General features: G+C 69.7%; 13 protein-coding genes. 9 read left to right on the plus strand and 4 right to left on the minus strand.

All coding sequences use genetic code 11. The features are described 5' to 3' along the window. The first annotated feature begins 82 nt into the window (after positions 1 to 82). Together ACFOYY_RS10365 and ACFOYY_RS10370 are read left to right on the plus strand one after the other, a co-directional pair. The gene (locus tag ACFOYY_RS10365; protein ID WP_386189575.1) at positions 83 to 1,351 is read left to right on the plus strand and encodes an MFS transporter; all 1,269 of its coding nucleotides are present in this window, start codon (positions 83 to 85) and stop codon (positions 1,349 to 1,351) included. Between the two features lie 99 nt (positions 1,352 to 1,450). Then, on the plus strand, positions 1,451 to 2,134 hold the full coding sequence (locus tag ACFOYY_RS10370) for an acyl-CoA-like ligand-binding transcription factor (RefSeq protein ID WP_352013962.1): 684 nt from the start codon (positions 1,451 to 1,453) through the stop codon (positions 2,132 to 2,134). Here the strand turns inward: ACFOYY_RS10370 and ACFOYY_RS10375 are convergent. Together ACFOYY_RS10375 and ACFOYY_RS10380 are read right to left on the minus strand one after the other, a co-directional pair. Then, positions 2,086 to 3,375, minus strand: coding sequence for a cytochrome P450 (locus tag ACFOYY_RS10375; RefSeq protein ID WP_386189576.1), 1,290 nt, complete (start codon positions 3,373 to 3,375; stop codon positions 2,086 to 2,088). The genes ACFOYY_RS10370 and ACFOYY_RS10375 overlap by 49 nt on opposite strands. A 275-nt stretch (positions 3,376 to 3,650) precedes the next feature. After that, positions 3,651 to 4,232 carry a TetR/AcrR family transcriptional regulator gene (locus tag ACFOYY_RS10380; RefSeq protein ID WP_362784606.1) on the minus strand — a complete coding sequence of 194 codons (582 nt, stop codon included), beginning with the start codon at positions 4,230 to 4,232 and terminating at the stop codon, positions 3,651 to 3,653. 101 nt (positions 4,233 to 4,333) lie between these two features. On the opposite strand from ACFOYY_RS10380, the gene ACFOYY_RS10385 reads away from it, so the two are divergent. From ACFOYY_RS10385 to ACFOYY_RS10395, 3 genes are all read left to right on the plus strand, one after another. Next, complete coding sequence (locus tag ACFOYY_RS10385) at positions 4,334 to 5,524, plus strand: MFS transporter (RefSeq protein WP_386189577.1); 1,191 nt, start codon at positions 4,334 to 4,336, stop codon at positions 5,522 to 5,524. Between the two features lie 209 nt (positions 5,525 to 5,733). After that, a complete protein-coding gene (locus ACFOYY_RS10390) occupies positions 5,734 to 6,309 on the plus strand; it encodes an RNA polymerase sigma factor (protein WP_386189578.1) in 576 nt (191 codons plus the stop codon). Further along, entirely contained in the window at positions 6,306 to 7,193 is an 888-nt protein-coding gene (locus ACFOYY_RS10395; protein ID WP_352013967.1) for a hypothetical protein, read from the plus strand. The genes ACFOYY_RS10390 and ACFOYY_RS10395 overlap by 4 nt, the downstream gene beginning before the upstream one ends. Positions 7,194 to 7,269: 76 nt before the next feature. Here ACFOYY_RS10395 and ACFOYY_RS10400 read toward each other — a convergent pair whose 3' ends face one another. After that, complete coding sequence (locus ACFOYY_RS10400) at positions 7,270 to 7,665, minus strand: ankyrin repeat domain-containing protein (protein ID WP_386189579.1); 396 nt, start codon at positions 7,663 to 7,665, stop codon at positions 7,270 to 7,272. Positions 7,666 to 8,088: 423 nt separating this feature from the next. Here ACFOYY_RS10400 and ACFOYY_RS10405 point away from each other — a divergent pair, with 423 nt between their 5' ends. Beyond that, complete coding sequence (locus ACFOYY_RS10405) at positions 8,089 to 8,547, plus strand: NUDIX hydrolase (protein WP_352013969.1); 459 nt, start codon at positions 8,089 to 8,091, stop codon at positions 8,545 to 8,547. A 212-nt stretch (positions 8,548 to 8,759) separates the two neighbouring features. Here the strand turns inward: ACFOYY_RS10405 and ACFOYY_RS10410 are convergent, their stop codons facing one another. Next, positions 8,760 to 9,338 (minus strand): TetR/AcrR family transcriptional regulator, encoded by a 579-nt coding sequence (locus ACFOYY_RS10410; RefSeq protein ID WP_386189580.1) that lies wholly within the window; start codon positions 9,336 to 9,338, stop codon positions 8,760 to 8,762. A gap of 116 nt (positions 9,339 to 9,454) precedes the next feature. Between ACFOYY_RS10410 and ACFOYY_RS10415 the strand changes: the two genes are divergently transcribed. From ACFOYY_RS10415 to ACFOYY_RS10425, 3 genes are all read left to right on the plus strand, one after another. Next, entirely contained in the window at positions 9,455 to 10,534 is a 1,080-nt protein-coding gene (locus ACFOYY_RS10415) for a Gfo/Idh/MocA family protein (RefSeq protein WP_386189581.1), read from the plus strand. 407 nt (positions 10,535 to 10,941) lie between these two features. Then, complete coding sequence (locus ACFOYY_RS10420) at positions 10,942 to 12,705, plus strand: hypothetical protein (protein WP_386189582.1); 1,764 nt, start codon at positions 10,942 to 10,944, stop codon at positions 12,703 to 12,705. 666 nt (positions 12,706 to 13,371) lie between these two features. Continuing rightward, on the plus strand, positions 13,372 to 13,884 hold the full coding sequence (locus tag ACFOYY_RS10425) for a GNAT family N-acetyltransferase (protein ID WP_386189583.1): 513 nt from the start codon (positions 13,372 to 13,374) through the stop codon (positions 13,882 to 13,884). Positions 13,885 to 14,188: the final 304 nt, after the last annotated feature.

The following is a 14,188-nucleotide window of genomic DNA, read 5'->3' on the forward strand; positions in this document are numbered from 1 at the left end:
AAAACGAATAATCTCGCCGCGACCGTGGTGGCGGGCACCTCTGGGACCTTCGCCGACCAGGGCGAGGGGGACGCCTGATCCGATGAGTGACGCAACGAAGTTACCGGCCGGCTTCGGACGACTGTGGACCGCGCAGACGGTGTCCTCGCTCGGCGACGGGGTGATGCACGCCGCGCTGCCGCTGCTGGCGTTGACGCTGACCCGGGATCCGATGGTGCTGGCCGTCGTCACGGCCGCCGGGACGCTGCCCTGGCTGCTGTTCGGAGTGCTCGGCGGCGCGCTGGTCGACCGCTGGGACCGTCGCCGCACGATGTGGGTCACGGACGCCGCGCGTGCGGTGCTGCTGGCCGTACCCGCCGCCGCGGCGGCGCTCGACGTGCTGAGCGTCCCGCTGCTGACGGCCGTGGCGTTCCTGCTCGCCCTCGGCTCACTGTTCTTCGACACGGCCGCCACCGCGTACCTGCCGGACCTGCTCGGCCGTGACCCCGCCCAGCTTGAGCGGGCCAACGCCCGCCTGCGCGGCACCCAGACCGCGGCGTCCGGCTTCGCCGGGCCACCCGTGGGTAGCGCGCTGCTCGCGCTCGGACGTTCGGTTCCGTTGCTCGCCGACGCGGTGTCGTTCGCGTTGTCCGCGTTGCTCGTCCGGTCGCTGCCCGCCGTACCGCGCCCCGCCGCGAGCGCCGGCGAGTCACTGCTCCGGCAGGCTCGGGCCGGGGCCTCCTACGTCTTCCGGGACCGGCTGCTGCTCGGGCTCGCGCTGCGTCCGGCGGTCGGGAACATCGCCTTCCTCGCCGTGGAGACCGTCCTGCCGCTGTTCGCCCGCGAACGTCTCGGCATCGGCGCCTTCGGCTTCGGCCTGCTCCTCACCGCCGAGGCCGCGGGCGGCCTGCTCGGCGCGGGCGTCGCCTCCTTCCTCGGAAGGCGCCTGGGCACCGGCACCGCGCTGACCTGCACCGCCACCATCGAGGGCCTCGCCATCGTGGGGCTCGCCGCGGCGCCGAACGCGTACGTGGCCGGGCTCGCGCTCGCCGTCTGCGGGGCGGGCATCGGCGCCACGATGGTCCTCGGCCCCTCGCTCCGGCAGGCCATCGTCCCGGCCCGTCTGATGGGCCGGGTCGCCTCCACCTCCCGCATGCTCTCCATGTGCGCCGCCCCGTTCGGCGCGTTCCTGGGCGGCGGGCTGGCCAACGCCTACGGCCTGCGCACCCCGCTGTACGTCGCCGCGGGTCTCCTGCTCACCATGACCGCCGTCACCGCGACCATGACCAGCAACCGCCGCGTCGAGGCCGCGCTGAGCGACGCACGCCTGGACCCCGTCGCGGAGAGCGCCGTACGAACCTCGTCCACATGACTCTTGGCCACCGCAGGACCGGGCGTATGGCCCATGGTCGCCCGGCGGGTGACCATCTATTCTCCGGGTACGGCAGGCGCGAGCGCTGAGGTGCGGTGCATGGACGAAGGCGGCATGGGGCGGCGGGAGCGCAGGAAGCGCGCGACCCGGGCGGCGTTGAGCGAGGCGGCGCTACGGATGTGCGCCGAGCGCGGGGTGGCCAACGTCACCGCCGAGCAGGTCGCCGAGGAGGTCGGGGTCGCGCTGCGGACCTTCTTCAACTACTTCTCCTGCAAGGAGGAGGCGGTGGTCGCGGGTGACGCGGCCATCGCCGAGGCCATCGTCGCCGCCTTCCGGGGCCGCCCCGCCGCCGAACCGGTGCTGGCGGCGCTGCGTGCGGCCGTACTGGAGGTGGTCGACGAGGACAAGCTGCGCTTCCACGTCGAACACCTCCAGGTCCTGCGTGGTGACCCGGCGCTGCTGCCGTACCGGCTCAAGGCGTTCGCCGCGCGCGAGCGTGAACTGGCCGCCGCGGTCTCGGAGCGGACGGGGGTCGGGGACGAGGACCTGTATCCGGGCCTGGTGGCGTCGTGCATGCTGAGCGCGCTGCGGGTGGCGACCCAGCGCTGGCTGAGCGAGCCGGGCCCGCTCAGCTCGCTCATCGACACGGTGGTGGCCCAGCTCGACGCGGGGCTGGGCGCCCCGCTCGACCGGTCCCGGGCCGACGCGAACGGCCGCCCGGAACCGGTACGGGCTCAGGCCTGGGGGGCGTCCCAGGCGACGGGCAGGGAGTGCACGCCGTAGATGAACATGTCGTCGCGCATCGGCACCTCGTCCGGACGGCAGGCCAGCCGCAGGTGCGGGAAGCGGCGCACCAGGGCGGGCAGGGCGACGCTCAGCTCCGCGCGGGCCAGCTGCTGGCCGAGGCACTGGTGGATGCCGTACCCGAAGGCCACGTGCGGGTTGCGTTCGCGGGTGAGGTCGAAGGTGGTCGGGTCCTCCCAGTGGGCGGGGTCCCGGTTGGTCTCCGGAGTCGAGATCATCACCGTGTCGCCCGCCGGGACCCGCACGCCGCCCACCTCCACGTCGTCGGTGGCGACGCGGAACGGACCCATGTGGAGGATCGAGACGTAACGCAGCAGCTCCTCGACGGCCCTGTCGGCTATCTCGGAGTTGCCGCGCAGCAGTTCGAGCTGGTCGGGGTGTTCCAGGAGGGCGAAGGCGCCCAGGGCGATCATGTTGGCCGTGGTCTCGTGCCCGGCGGCGAGCAGCAGGTTCGCGATGCCGACCAGCTCGTCGTCGGTGAGCTCTCCGGCGTGGTCGCCGTGGATCAGCCCGGAGATCAGGCCGTCGTCGGGCTGGGCCCGCTTGGCGTCGACCAGCTCGCGCATGAACTCCCGCATCTCCTCACGGACCCGCAGCACCTCCTTCACCGGTGTGTCCATGCGGATGAGGGTGGAGGTGCGGCGCTGGAAGTCCGCGCGGGCCTCGTACGGCACGCCGAGCAGCTCGCAGATCACCAGGGAGGGCACGGGCAGGGCGAACGCCCTGACCAGGTCGGCCGAGGTGCCCGCGGCCTCCATCGCGTCCAGGTGATCCTCGACGATCTCGGTGATGCGCGGGACGAGCGCGCGCATCCGGCGCAGGGTGAACTGGCCGACGACCAGCTTGCGCAGGCGGGTGTGCTGCGGTGGATCCATGGCCACGAACTGCCCGGCCATGGCGCGTGCGTCGAACAGCTTCTCGCGCATCTCCTCGGGGACGGAGATCAGGGCGTTGCGGCGGTTGAAGCGGTCGGCGCTGAAACGGGGGTCGGACATCACGAAGCGGGCCTCGTCGATGCCGGTGACCACCCACATCTTCTCTCCGGTGCCCAGCGTCACCTGGTTGACCGGCGCCCGCGCGTGCATCCTGGCCAGCGCCTGCGGCGGATCGAACGGACACTGCCTGACCTTCAGCTCGTCGGGCAACTGCACCCGCAATGTGGCCTGGTCGGCCTCGGGTGCTTTCTCGACGCGATGGATCTCGGTGGTGGAACGAGGCATCAGCGCTCCTGTGGTGGATCACAGTGGATGGTGCGTCCTGTTTTCGACCATACCCGGACTTGCACGCCATGCAACTTTGACTTTTTCCGCCCGTCGAGAACACAGTCAGCCGATGCCATACCAGCCACGCGCCACAATTCGCTACAAAACATGACATTCCATAATCGCCACGCCGTACGACCCCGAGAATGCACATCCGACACGAAAACATCGGGATTTTGGACAGGCCTTTCCGCACACGGCCATACCAAAATCGACCTGCGGAACCACCGCGATCAGGGCGGCGGGGTCGTGAGTGTTCTGATCGTGAAGTCGATGGCCGTGGCCAGTCGTTGAGGGTCGTGTCCGGCGCGTTCGCGGACGCGTAGGCCGAGCACCGTCGTGAACAACGTCTCCACCGCGGCGTCCACGTCGAGTGTGGCGGGCAGGTCGCCCTCCCTGACGCCACGGCGCAGCAGCGACGTCAGGGTCCGCCGGGTGACGTCGAAGGCGGCCTCGACCCTTTCGTGGACCTCGGGGTCGGCGGCGCCGAGTTCGGTGGCGGTGTTGACCACGAAGCAGCCCCGTCCGGCCTCGTGGCCGACCAGCCAGAGCAGCCACTCCCGCAGGATGTCGAGGCAGGAGCCGGGGGCGTTCAGCTGCTCTTCGGCCTGGGTGGACTCGGTCGCCCGGTAGTGGTCCAGCGCGCGCAGGAACAGCGTGTGCTTGTCGTTGAAGGTCCGATACAGGCTGCTCTGCCTGAGCCCGAGTTCGGTCCCCAGATCACGCACGGACGTGGCGTTGTAACCGCGACACCAGAACAGCCGGGTCGCCCTGTCGATCACGTCCTGCTCGTCGAACTCCCTGGGTCGCGCCATGCTACGAACCCTACCAACGTTGTGGAGCGATCGCTCCCGTATTAGGGTGTGCCGTCGTATGGGAGCGATCGCTCCCGAACGAGTGAGGAGAGCCCGACGTGATGGCCACCGAACGTACGCCGACCGAGCCGGACATCTCACCGGGAAGCCACTGGATCGCGGTCTTCGCCGTGGCCCTCGGCACCTTTCTCCTGGTGACGGCCGAGCAACTCCCCATCGGGCTGCTCAGTCCCGTCGGGTCGGCCCTGTCGGTGTCCGAGGGCGCCGCGGGCCTGATGGTCACCGTCCCCAGCGTCGTCGCCGCCGTCGCGGCGCCCGCAGTCCCGATCCTGGTCGGCACCATGAACCGCAGGCTTCTGCTCGTCGCCCTGATGGGGCTCATGACGCTCGCCAACCTGGCCTCCGCCCTGGCCCCCGACTACCCGCTCCTGATCGTCGCCCGGGTGCTGGCCGGAGTCGCGATCGGCGGGTTCTGGGCCGTCGCCGGTGGCCTGGCCGTACGGCTCGTCGCCCCCGCCGACGTGCCACGGGCCACGGCCGTCATCTTCGGCGGCGTCGGCGCCGCCAACGTTTTCGGCGTCCCCATCGGCACCGTCCTCGGCGGGCTGACGAACTGGCGGGTCGCGTTCGGCGCGCTGAGCGTCCTCGCACTCGTCGTGCTGGTCGCCCTGCTGGCCGTACTGCCTCCGCTGGCCGCCGCGCGTCCCGTCGCCCTACGACGGCTGACCGGCCAGTTCCGCAACCGGGGCGTCCGGATCGGCGTCCTGGCGACCTTCCTCATCGTCACCGGCCACTTCTCGGCCTACACCTTCGTCGGCCCCGTGCTGCGGGACCTGTCCGGCGTCGACGAGGGATTCGTCGGGCCCCTGCTGTTCGGGTTCGGCGTCGCCGGCGTCGCGGGCAACTTCGTCGCCGGTGCCGTCGTCGCCAAGAGGCTCCACCGCACCGTCCTGGCCATCGCCACCGCCCTGGGAGTGACCGTGCTCCTCTACCCCGTCGCGGGACTCACCGCCGGGGGCGGAGTCACCCTGCTCGTCATCTGGGGCCTGGTCTACGGCGGGGTCTCCACCAGCCTGCAGACCTGGATGATCAAGGCCGCTCCCCAGGCCGTCGAGGAGGCCTCCGCCCTGTGGGTCGCGGTGTTCAACCTCGCGATCGGCCTCGGCGCGCTGGCCGGGGGCACGGTCGTCGACGCGCTGCCGCTGCGGGGCGTCCTCTGGCTGGCCGGTGTCCTCCTCCTGGCCGCCGCGCTGGCCGTGTGGAGCGCGCGCCGTGTCCCGAGCCTGCGGTGACGTCAGGGGTCTGACGCCGCGTGCGGGCCCTGGCGTGGGTTCCGTCGTCGGAGGCGGGTCCTGTCGCCGCGTCCGTCTGGCCCGCGATGTCCGTCGCGCTCATGACGAGGACGCCGGTACGGCGGGAGGCCGATCCGATCGGGATGTAATATCCCGCCCCGCTGCTCACCAAGAAGGGGAAAGTCCCGAGTCAGCGGAAGGCGCAGTGGATGACAGACGTTCCACCGGAGGATCTCCGGCAGACGATGCGGGATCCCGAGGCGTTCGAGGTCTTCTACCGAAGACACGTCGAACGGGTGAGCCGCTTCGTGGCCCGCCGGATGACCGATCCGCACACGGTGGACGACCTCACCACCGAGGTCTTCCTGGCCGCCGTCGACGCGGCGAACACCTACCGGCCCGACCGGGGCAGCCAGGAGGCGTGGCTGTTCGGCATCGCGCGCAACGTGGTGGCGTCCGAACTGCGCAGAGCGGCCAGGGAACTGCACAAGAACGGCAGGGCCGCGGGGCGCCGTCCTCTGGACGACGACGACATCGCGCGGCTTGAGGAACGCATCGACGCCGAACGGGCCACCCGCCCGTTGCTGGCGGCCATCGAGCGGCTGCCCAAGGGCCTGCGAGCCGTGGCCGAACTGGTGGACGTCGACGGCCTGTCCGTCACCGACGCCGCCACGGCCCTGCGCATCCGTGTCGCCACCGCCCGGGTACGGCTGCACCGCGCGCACCGCCGGCTCGTGAACGAACCCGGCACCTGCCCGGAGACCATCTTGGAAGGATCGTCATGAACGGATCTCTCGCAGGCTTCGAAGAGCGCCGGCTGGCCGAGCTGAAGGAGCACGTGGCGGCGCGGGCGACGGCCGAGCGGGCCGGACGGCCACGCCGCCGGATCGTCATGGCCCTGGCGGCGGGGACGGCGGTCGCCGCCGCGGCGGGCGCGATCACCGTCTCGTCCGTCGGAGGGGCCGCCCCCGCCTACGCCGTCAGCAAGGACTCCGACGGCGTCGTGCACGTCACCGTACGCGACGTCGCACCCGGCGACTTCCCGGACGTGAAGGGGCTGACCAGGCAGCTCCAGGAGCTCGACGTGCCCGCCGTCGTGGACTACGTCCCGGCGGGCCGGAAGTGCAGGGAGCCACGCGGCGCCGTCGTGACGGACGTCCCCGGGGGGCTCTACCGCACGCCCACGAACGTCCCCGGTGATCCCGGGGCCTGGCGGATGCAGATCGACACCAAGCTGTTCAAGCCCGGCCAGACCTTCGTCTGGACCCTGTACGTCGACCCCGTCAACGGATGGAACGGCACCAGCACGATCCTCATGCGGGACCCGGTGGCGCCCTGCGATCCGGTCCCCGACGACCGGCCGCACTACCTGGCGAAGACGCCTCCCCCCTGGGTGAGGGCGACGTCGCTGGGCGGGTACCGGGTCGAGGGCAGGACCGTGGGCGAGGTCCTCCCGGAGATCGGCAGACGCGGCCTCAAGGCCACCTACCTGGTCACCGAACCCGCCCCCGACAGGCCACGCGACCCGGACATGCCCTACGTGATGTACCCCACGAGGCAGAACACCCCGGTGGGGGGTGACTGGCTCGTCTGGCAGGCGGACGAATCGACGAAGGGAACGATCCGCCTGTACGTCACACGAACCCTCGCCTTCCCCCGGCACCGCTGAACCGGTACTCGGCTACCGGTCCTATGTCGTACTCGGGAAAGGCCCTCCTCCACCCATCAGGAGGCGTTCTCCGAAGTCACGTCAGGTCGGCGAAGAAACGTGCGACCTCGTAGTTGGCGATCAATCGGGCGAGGCCGAGTGGGGTCTGACCGCTGTTGTTCGCCCTGAGCGGGTCGGCTCCCCACCGGCGCAGCAATTCGATCATTCGACCATCTCCGCGTGAGGAGAACACGGCAGTGCTCAGCGGCGTATTGCCGTAGTGGTCGGCCTGGTCAACCAACGCGTGTCGGTGCAGGAGCAGCTGGGCGACCGCCACAGAGCCTTCCTGAGCTGCGAAGTGCAGTGGCGTCAGTCCTTTTTCGTCTGATCCACTCGGATCGGCTCCGGCGTCCAGGAGCGCCTCGGCCGCGCTGACGTCGTTGGACATCGCCGCGTAGTGCAACGGCGACCTGCGAGCACGATCAAGACTCATGGCACTCTCTCCTCTGCGGAGGACGTCAGCGTGGAGGTGCGACCGGTGTAGCGAAGCACCTCGGGTCGGAGGCATCACCGACCCGTACAGATCAAGATCGACAATAGTCGCATAGGAGCATCGGCCGACTTGGGCAAGCTCGCCCTCGGTGTCGGCGAGCCTGACTCGAAGCCCTTCCCGTTCGGCTCCGGCGATCCGCACGCAGGTCGTCATGTTCCAACGTCCGGTTCAGCACCGCACCCATGTGAAAAAGGCAGCTGGAAACGGACAAGTGGTCAGCCCTTCCGCTTGGCCTGTTCATACCAAGTACGCGTCGTTGATGATGTGGACGAAGGCAGGCGTGTCCGGTGGGCTGGGGGTCGTGCCGCCGTTACGGTCGCGTCCATGACTTCGAGCACTCCACGAATGTCGCCGGATGAGTACATGGCATCGCTGGCACGTAAATGGATGGCGGCCGGGGCGTTGCTGCGGGACGCGGCAGGCCGGATTCTGCTGGTCGACCCGGCTTACAAGCCCGGCTGGGAGATCCCCGGTGGCGCGGTGGAGACCGAGGAGTCGCCTCAGGCGGCGTGTCGGCGGGAGCTGGCCGAGGAACTCGGGCTGGACCGGCCGACCGGACGGGTGCTGGCGATCGATTGGGTGGCCTCACAACCGCAGCGACCCGAAGGGCTGATCGTCATGTTCGACGGCGGGCGGCTCACGCCGCAGGAGATCGCCTCGATCCGGGTGCCGGAGGAGGAGTTGGCCGGATGGGCGTTCGTCGAGGTCGGTCAGGTGGGTGAGCGGCTCGGTCCGCTGCCGGCCCGGCGGATCGAGGCGTGTGTCCACGCGGCCGACAGCGGGACGGTGGCCTCGCTGGAGAACGGCTTTCCCACCGACTGAAATCCGGGCAGGCGACCGGGTGGCGCGGGACGCGCGTTCCCGGACCGGTCAGGCATGTCCGAGAGAAGGCGGAGCGTCACCCGGCACCGCGCCACAGGCCGTCGCCTTACGGCATCGCCCGGGGCGTGACCGGGCGGCGGCCCCGGCCATGCCGACCGACAGGCTCAGCTCGGCGGCCGTGGCGGGGTCGCCCTGATGGTGAGCCGCGGTTCTCAGGTCAGTACGGCGTGCAGGGCCAGGTCGCCTATCCGGCGTAGTTCGTCGTGACCTCGGCCTGCGGCGGCCTGTACGGCTATGCCGTCGGTGATCGTGTGGACCAGGGCGGCCAGGGTGGCCGGGTCGTGGCGGGAGGGCAGGTCGGTGGCCTGTTCCAGCCTTCTGCGCAGCGCCGCCTCACTGGCCTTGCGCACCGCGATGGCGTCCCGCCGTACGGCGTGCGCGTCGGGCCCGCAGGCGTGCACGCTGTTGACGCACAGGCAACCGTGGGGCGTGTCCTCTCCCGCGACCAGGTCCACTGCCCCGCGGACCAGCCGTTCGACGACCTCCCTGCCGGTGGGGGCGGCCAGCGCGTCGGCGGTGTAGGCGCCGGGACCGTCGAGGTAGCGGGCGAGGACCTTGGCGAACAGTTCCTCCTTGTTGCCGAAGGCGGCGTAGAGGCTGGGCTTGTTGATGCCCATCGCGGTGGTCAGGTCGGTCAGCGAGGTGCCCTCGTAGCCGTGCCGCCAGAACACCTCAAGCGCGCGGTCGAGTGCGGTGTCCGCGTCGAACGAGCGTGGGCGCCCGCCGGGCATGCCGTCCTCCGTGCTCTCCTCCGAGTTTTATACCTATCGGTACGTTACCCCTTGCGCGAGGGCGCCGCATCATCCTAATTTCGTACCAATCGGTACGAAACTAAGGGGTGACACGCATGATCCGAGTCGGGGTTGTCGGTGCCGGCGGTTGGGCGAACGGCTCGCACCTGCCCGCGCTCGCCGCGCTTGAGGAGTTCGACGTGACCGCGGTCGCGACCACCGATCAGGCCGGCGCGGACCGGGCCGCCGCCGCCCACGGCGTACGGCACGCCTTCGCCGACGTGGGTGAACTCGTCGCGCATCCCGATGTCGACCTGGTCGTCGTCTCGGTGAAGACCCCCGGGCACGCCGCCGTGATCAGGGCCGCCCTCGCCGCCGGTAAGCACGTCGTGTCCGAGTGGCCGTTGGGCGTCGACGCCGACGAGGCGAGGGAGCTGACCGAGGCCGCCGTCGCCGCGGGTGTCGTCCACGCGGTCGTGCTCCAGGGGCACCACTCCCCGAGTGCCCGCTTCGTCGCCGACCTGCTGGCCGAGGGCCGGATCGGCACGCTCGAATCGGTCGCGCTGGTGGCGGAGGGCGCCCCCTTCGGAGGCAACCGGATCTGGCCGGACCTGGTGTTCAGCCTCGACCCCTCGGCGGGAACCAACGTCCTGACCATCATGGCCGGTCACTTCCTGGCCGCGCTCGAACGGGTCGCGGGCCCGCTGACCGAGGTCTCCGCCCGGCTGCCCCGCCTGCACGACCGCGTGCTGGTGACCGGGACGGAGCGGATCGTGCCCAACGCCACGCCCGGTCACGTGCTGCTGCACGGGCTGCTGGCGAGCGGCGCCACCGCCTCCGTCGTCGTGCACGGCGGCAACGCGTCCACCCAGGACGCCTTCCTTCTCAAACTCGTCGGCAGCGAGGGAACGCTGACCGCCACCCCCGCCCAGCCCGGGACGTTCATCCACTGGGGCGACTGGAACATCAGGATCGGAGACGACGTCCTGGCCGTGCCCGACACCTGTCGCACGGTTCCGGACAGCGTCCGGTCCGGCCCTCCGGCCAACATCGCGGCCCTCTACCAGGAGGTGGCCCGAGCCCTCGCCGAAGCCCGGCAGCCGTATCCCGGTTTCGAGACCGCCCTACGCCACCACCGGCTCCTCGCCGCCGTCGAACGGTCGGCGGCCGAGGGAACCGCCCAGAGAGTCGCGTGAAGGACGCAGAACCATGAGCGGACCTTCCAGGGCCGCCACCATGGCGAAGGGGAACCGGTCGACCTCCAGGCAGAGCGCGACGTCGTCGGGATGGACTCCCTCGCGACGGACGGGGTTTCGACCAGGTCGGCGATGCCGAGGAAACGGGCGTCCGTTCCGGTCATGATCGCACACACCCGACCCGGGACATCCGAGCGTGAACCGGCGACCCACGACGGCGGCGGCCCCGGTCCGTACGGCGTCCGGCCACCGAGCCGCGCCCGTGACCAGGCCGGACCCGCCATCGCCTTCGCGGATGTGACGGGAGGATCCTTCCCCGGCAGGAGGGGGCGGCGGCCGGTCGGCGGGGGGTGGGCTCCTTCCTCAGCAGGAGGTACCCCATGTGAGCGTTGCTCATAGTTGACGGCATGACGCGAAGATCCTTACATCGCCCCCTGCCTCGCGCGCTCGCAGGAGCGGCCCTCGCCACGGTCCTGGTCGCGGCCGCCGGCCTCACTCCCGCGAGCGCCACCGTGGGCGGCGACGTCCCGCTGCTCAACGACTACGACGCCGAAACGCTCGCGAACCTCCCCAACACCAACGGCCTGGATTACCTGGCTCAGCGGTACGCGCCGACCGACACCTGCCCGCCGACGGGTACCGGGCCGGGCGGGCCGCTGTTCTGGGGGGACGACAAACCCACCCAGTTCCGCCAGGGTGTCCCCCTGCCTGGGCAGAAGGTCGTGAAGATCGTCATCATGGGCGACTCGTACATATCGGGAGAGGGGGCGGGAGACTACTTCAACAAGCGCGGTTTCCTGCCCGACCCCTACCTCTGGGTCGGTAACGGGAAGCCGCCCATCCCGGCGCTGGGGCACACCCAGGCCGACTACGAGGATGACTTCCGGCACCGTTCGGCCAACGCGGCGGTCCTGCAGGGCATCGACCTGCTGCGCCGCGCCAATCCCGAGGTTTTCTTCGACGTACGTTTCAACGCCTCCTCCGGCGCCGCCAGCGAGCACTTCTTCGTGGGCCAGAACGACCACGGCCGCGTCAACCCGCCGCAGAGCCAGGGGCTGGACAACGCCACCGACCTGGTGATCTCCGGCTTCGGCGGAAACGACGTCGACTTCGGGCCCAGGCTGCAGGCCCTCCTCGAAAAGAAGGGCGACCTGAGCGCCGTCGAGGCGGAGACCGCGCCATTGTTCGACACCACCCGCACCTCCGAACAGGAATGGGCGGATTCGGAACCTCCGCGCCCGCCGTTCGTCCGTCCGCTGACGCAACCGTCGACCCTGTCGGCGCGACTGGTGCAGCTGGTACGGGCGACGAAGACCGCCACCGGCGGCAAGGCCAGGATCATGATGGTCAACTACCCCCAGTCTCTCGCGAACGGCCTCCTTCCCGGAGGCCCGATGAGATGGTTGACGTTCATCCTCAACCGGGACGCGGACTGGGCGAGACTCCGTGCCCTGTCGCCTCGGCTGACCGCCTCCATCAAGAAGGCGCAGCAGGTCCTGGCCGACCACGGGATCGCCGCCGACCTGCTGGACATCGAGAACGCCTTCGCCGGCCACGAACTGGGGACCAGAACCCCCTACACCCGCAACCTCGTCTGGGCACCCGCCGGGGACTCCTTCAACCAGAAACAGCAGTCAGGGCATCCCAACCAGCAGGGGCAGAAGGCGCTGGCGGGACACTACGCCCTGATGATCGCGGGCGAACTCGGGCTGCGCGTCAAGGCGCCCGACGGAGCGCGCCCACCGGCCAGAGCTGCGCAGCCGTGCGACTCCAGCCGCAACGACCGCCACAACCTGCCCGTCACCCCCACCCAGAGCGGTGGATCGACCGGCGGCACCGGCGGCGGTGGGGGAGGCGGCAGCAGCACCCCCAACGTGGGTCCGCGCTCGACCATGACCTTCGTCAACCTCGATCCGCCGCTGTTCCCCACGAACCCCGGCTCGCAGCCCAGGCCCACGCCCACCGGCTCGCAGTCCTCCCCCGGGACGGGGGGTACGGCGTCCCCGCGGTGGAACATCTATCCGGTCGACACCGTCCAGCCGACCACACCGATCATCTCCTTCGACCTGACGCAGCCGTTGCCCATCCTGTGGCCCCTGAGCAGTGGTGGGACGAGCCCGTACCGGGACGTCTACGAGGTGAAGATCAACGTCGAGCAGCTCATCCGGTGAGGCCCGGCTCCGGCCGTACCGGGAGCTGAGCGGCCACGGGCGGACATCCGAACGCCCGTGGCTCGCCCACCGGTCCCGCCCCAAGGGTGAGACCCGGCAACGCTTTTCCTGTCCGTGCCGTGTTCCCCGCCATCCCGCAAACGTCATTCAGGCGCTTCGCAGATAAGAGAATAAATTCGGGGGTCGCTCACGACTCGCCCTCTCCGTGACGCGTAAACCTTTTGTTCACGCTGTTCCGATCGGCGTCGTTGATGGTTTCTGTGACATCAGCACGGACGACCGGGATCGAACCTCTCCGCGATAAGACTTGTGACCGTCGAGGGGAAGTGCGGTCCGTACGGCACGCAGGCCCGATCGGGCCGCTGCCGCGCAGATCTCACCGTCCTAACGAATACCACGCACCGAAATTTCCCACAACATCCAGTCAAAGCGTGGAGACCGGCGCATATACGTTAAAGGGGTTCGGGATTGACGAGCGTCGCGCACCGCCCAGCCGAGACCGTCCCACACCACTGTGAAACATCCGGAAGTTCACCAAACTGGCGCCTTCGGTCCAAGCCACGAGGAAACCCTGATATGTTTCCCGGGAAACGTTGAGCCTCCTCGGCCAGGACCCCGTCCCGCGAGGAGGCTTTTCGCGTTCCACGACCTTCACCGGGGAGATCCATGTCAGAGGTTTTCGTCCAGCTCGCCCAGGAAGCCGACCTGCCCGTCGCCGAGCGGCTCTGGCTGATGTTCTGTCATGACATGTCGGAGTTTCGCGGAGCCCTGCCCGACGCGGACGGGACCTTCAGGAGCGACCGGTTGCACGCGGCGTTCACCGATCCCGGCTGGGCGCCGTATCTGGTGACGAACGGCGAGCGCCCTCTCGGCCTGGCCGTCGTCCGCGGCCTGGACGGCCCGGTCCGCGTGCTGAGCGGTTTCTTCGTCGTGCGCGGCGCACGGGGGACGGGCGTCGGGCTGCGTGCCGTACGGCAGGTCGTCGCACGGCATCCGGGCACGTGGGAGATCGCCTTCCAGGACGACAACGCCGACGCGGCGCGTTTCTGGCGCCGGGTCGCGACCGCGATCGCCGGGGACGCCTGGACCGAGGAGCACCGGCTTGTCCCGAACCGGCCCGACCTGCCACCCGACGCCTGGATCTCGTTCACCGCCCGGGGGGCCATCGGCGAGCCGTGAGGGCCCCCGCTCTACCCCCACCGATCACCGCCATCTGGCAGAAAATGCCGACATCCATCCGCCAAAAGCAGATAAACAGGCCCCTTTTCTCGCTTAACAAATAAAGCACCCCTTCCCCACTGAACACATCATCCCGGAGCGACAAAACAGGAAATGCCTCCGAAAAAAACCACCGAGAAGCCGGGGAAAGACAGCATTACCGCCAGTGATTAAAAACTCACGGTCAGTCAAATGGCCCGGCGTGGGAGAGCCTCGCCCGGCCGAGAATGAGTCACGATCGGTTACGTCAAAATCACAAACCGTG

The organism is Streptosporangium jomthongense (assembly GCF_042650425.1).
Lineage (GTDB): Bacteria > Actinomycetota > Actinomycetes > Streptosporangiales > Streptosporangiaceae > Streptosporangium.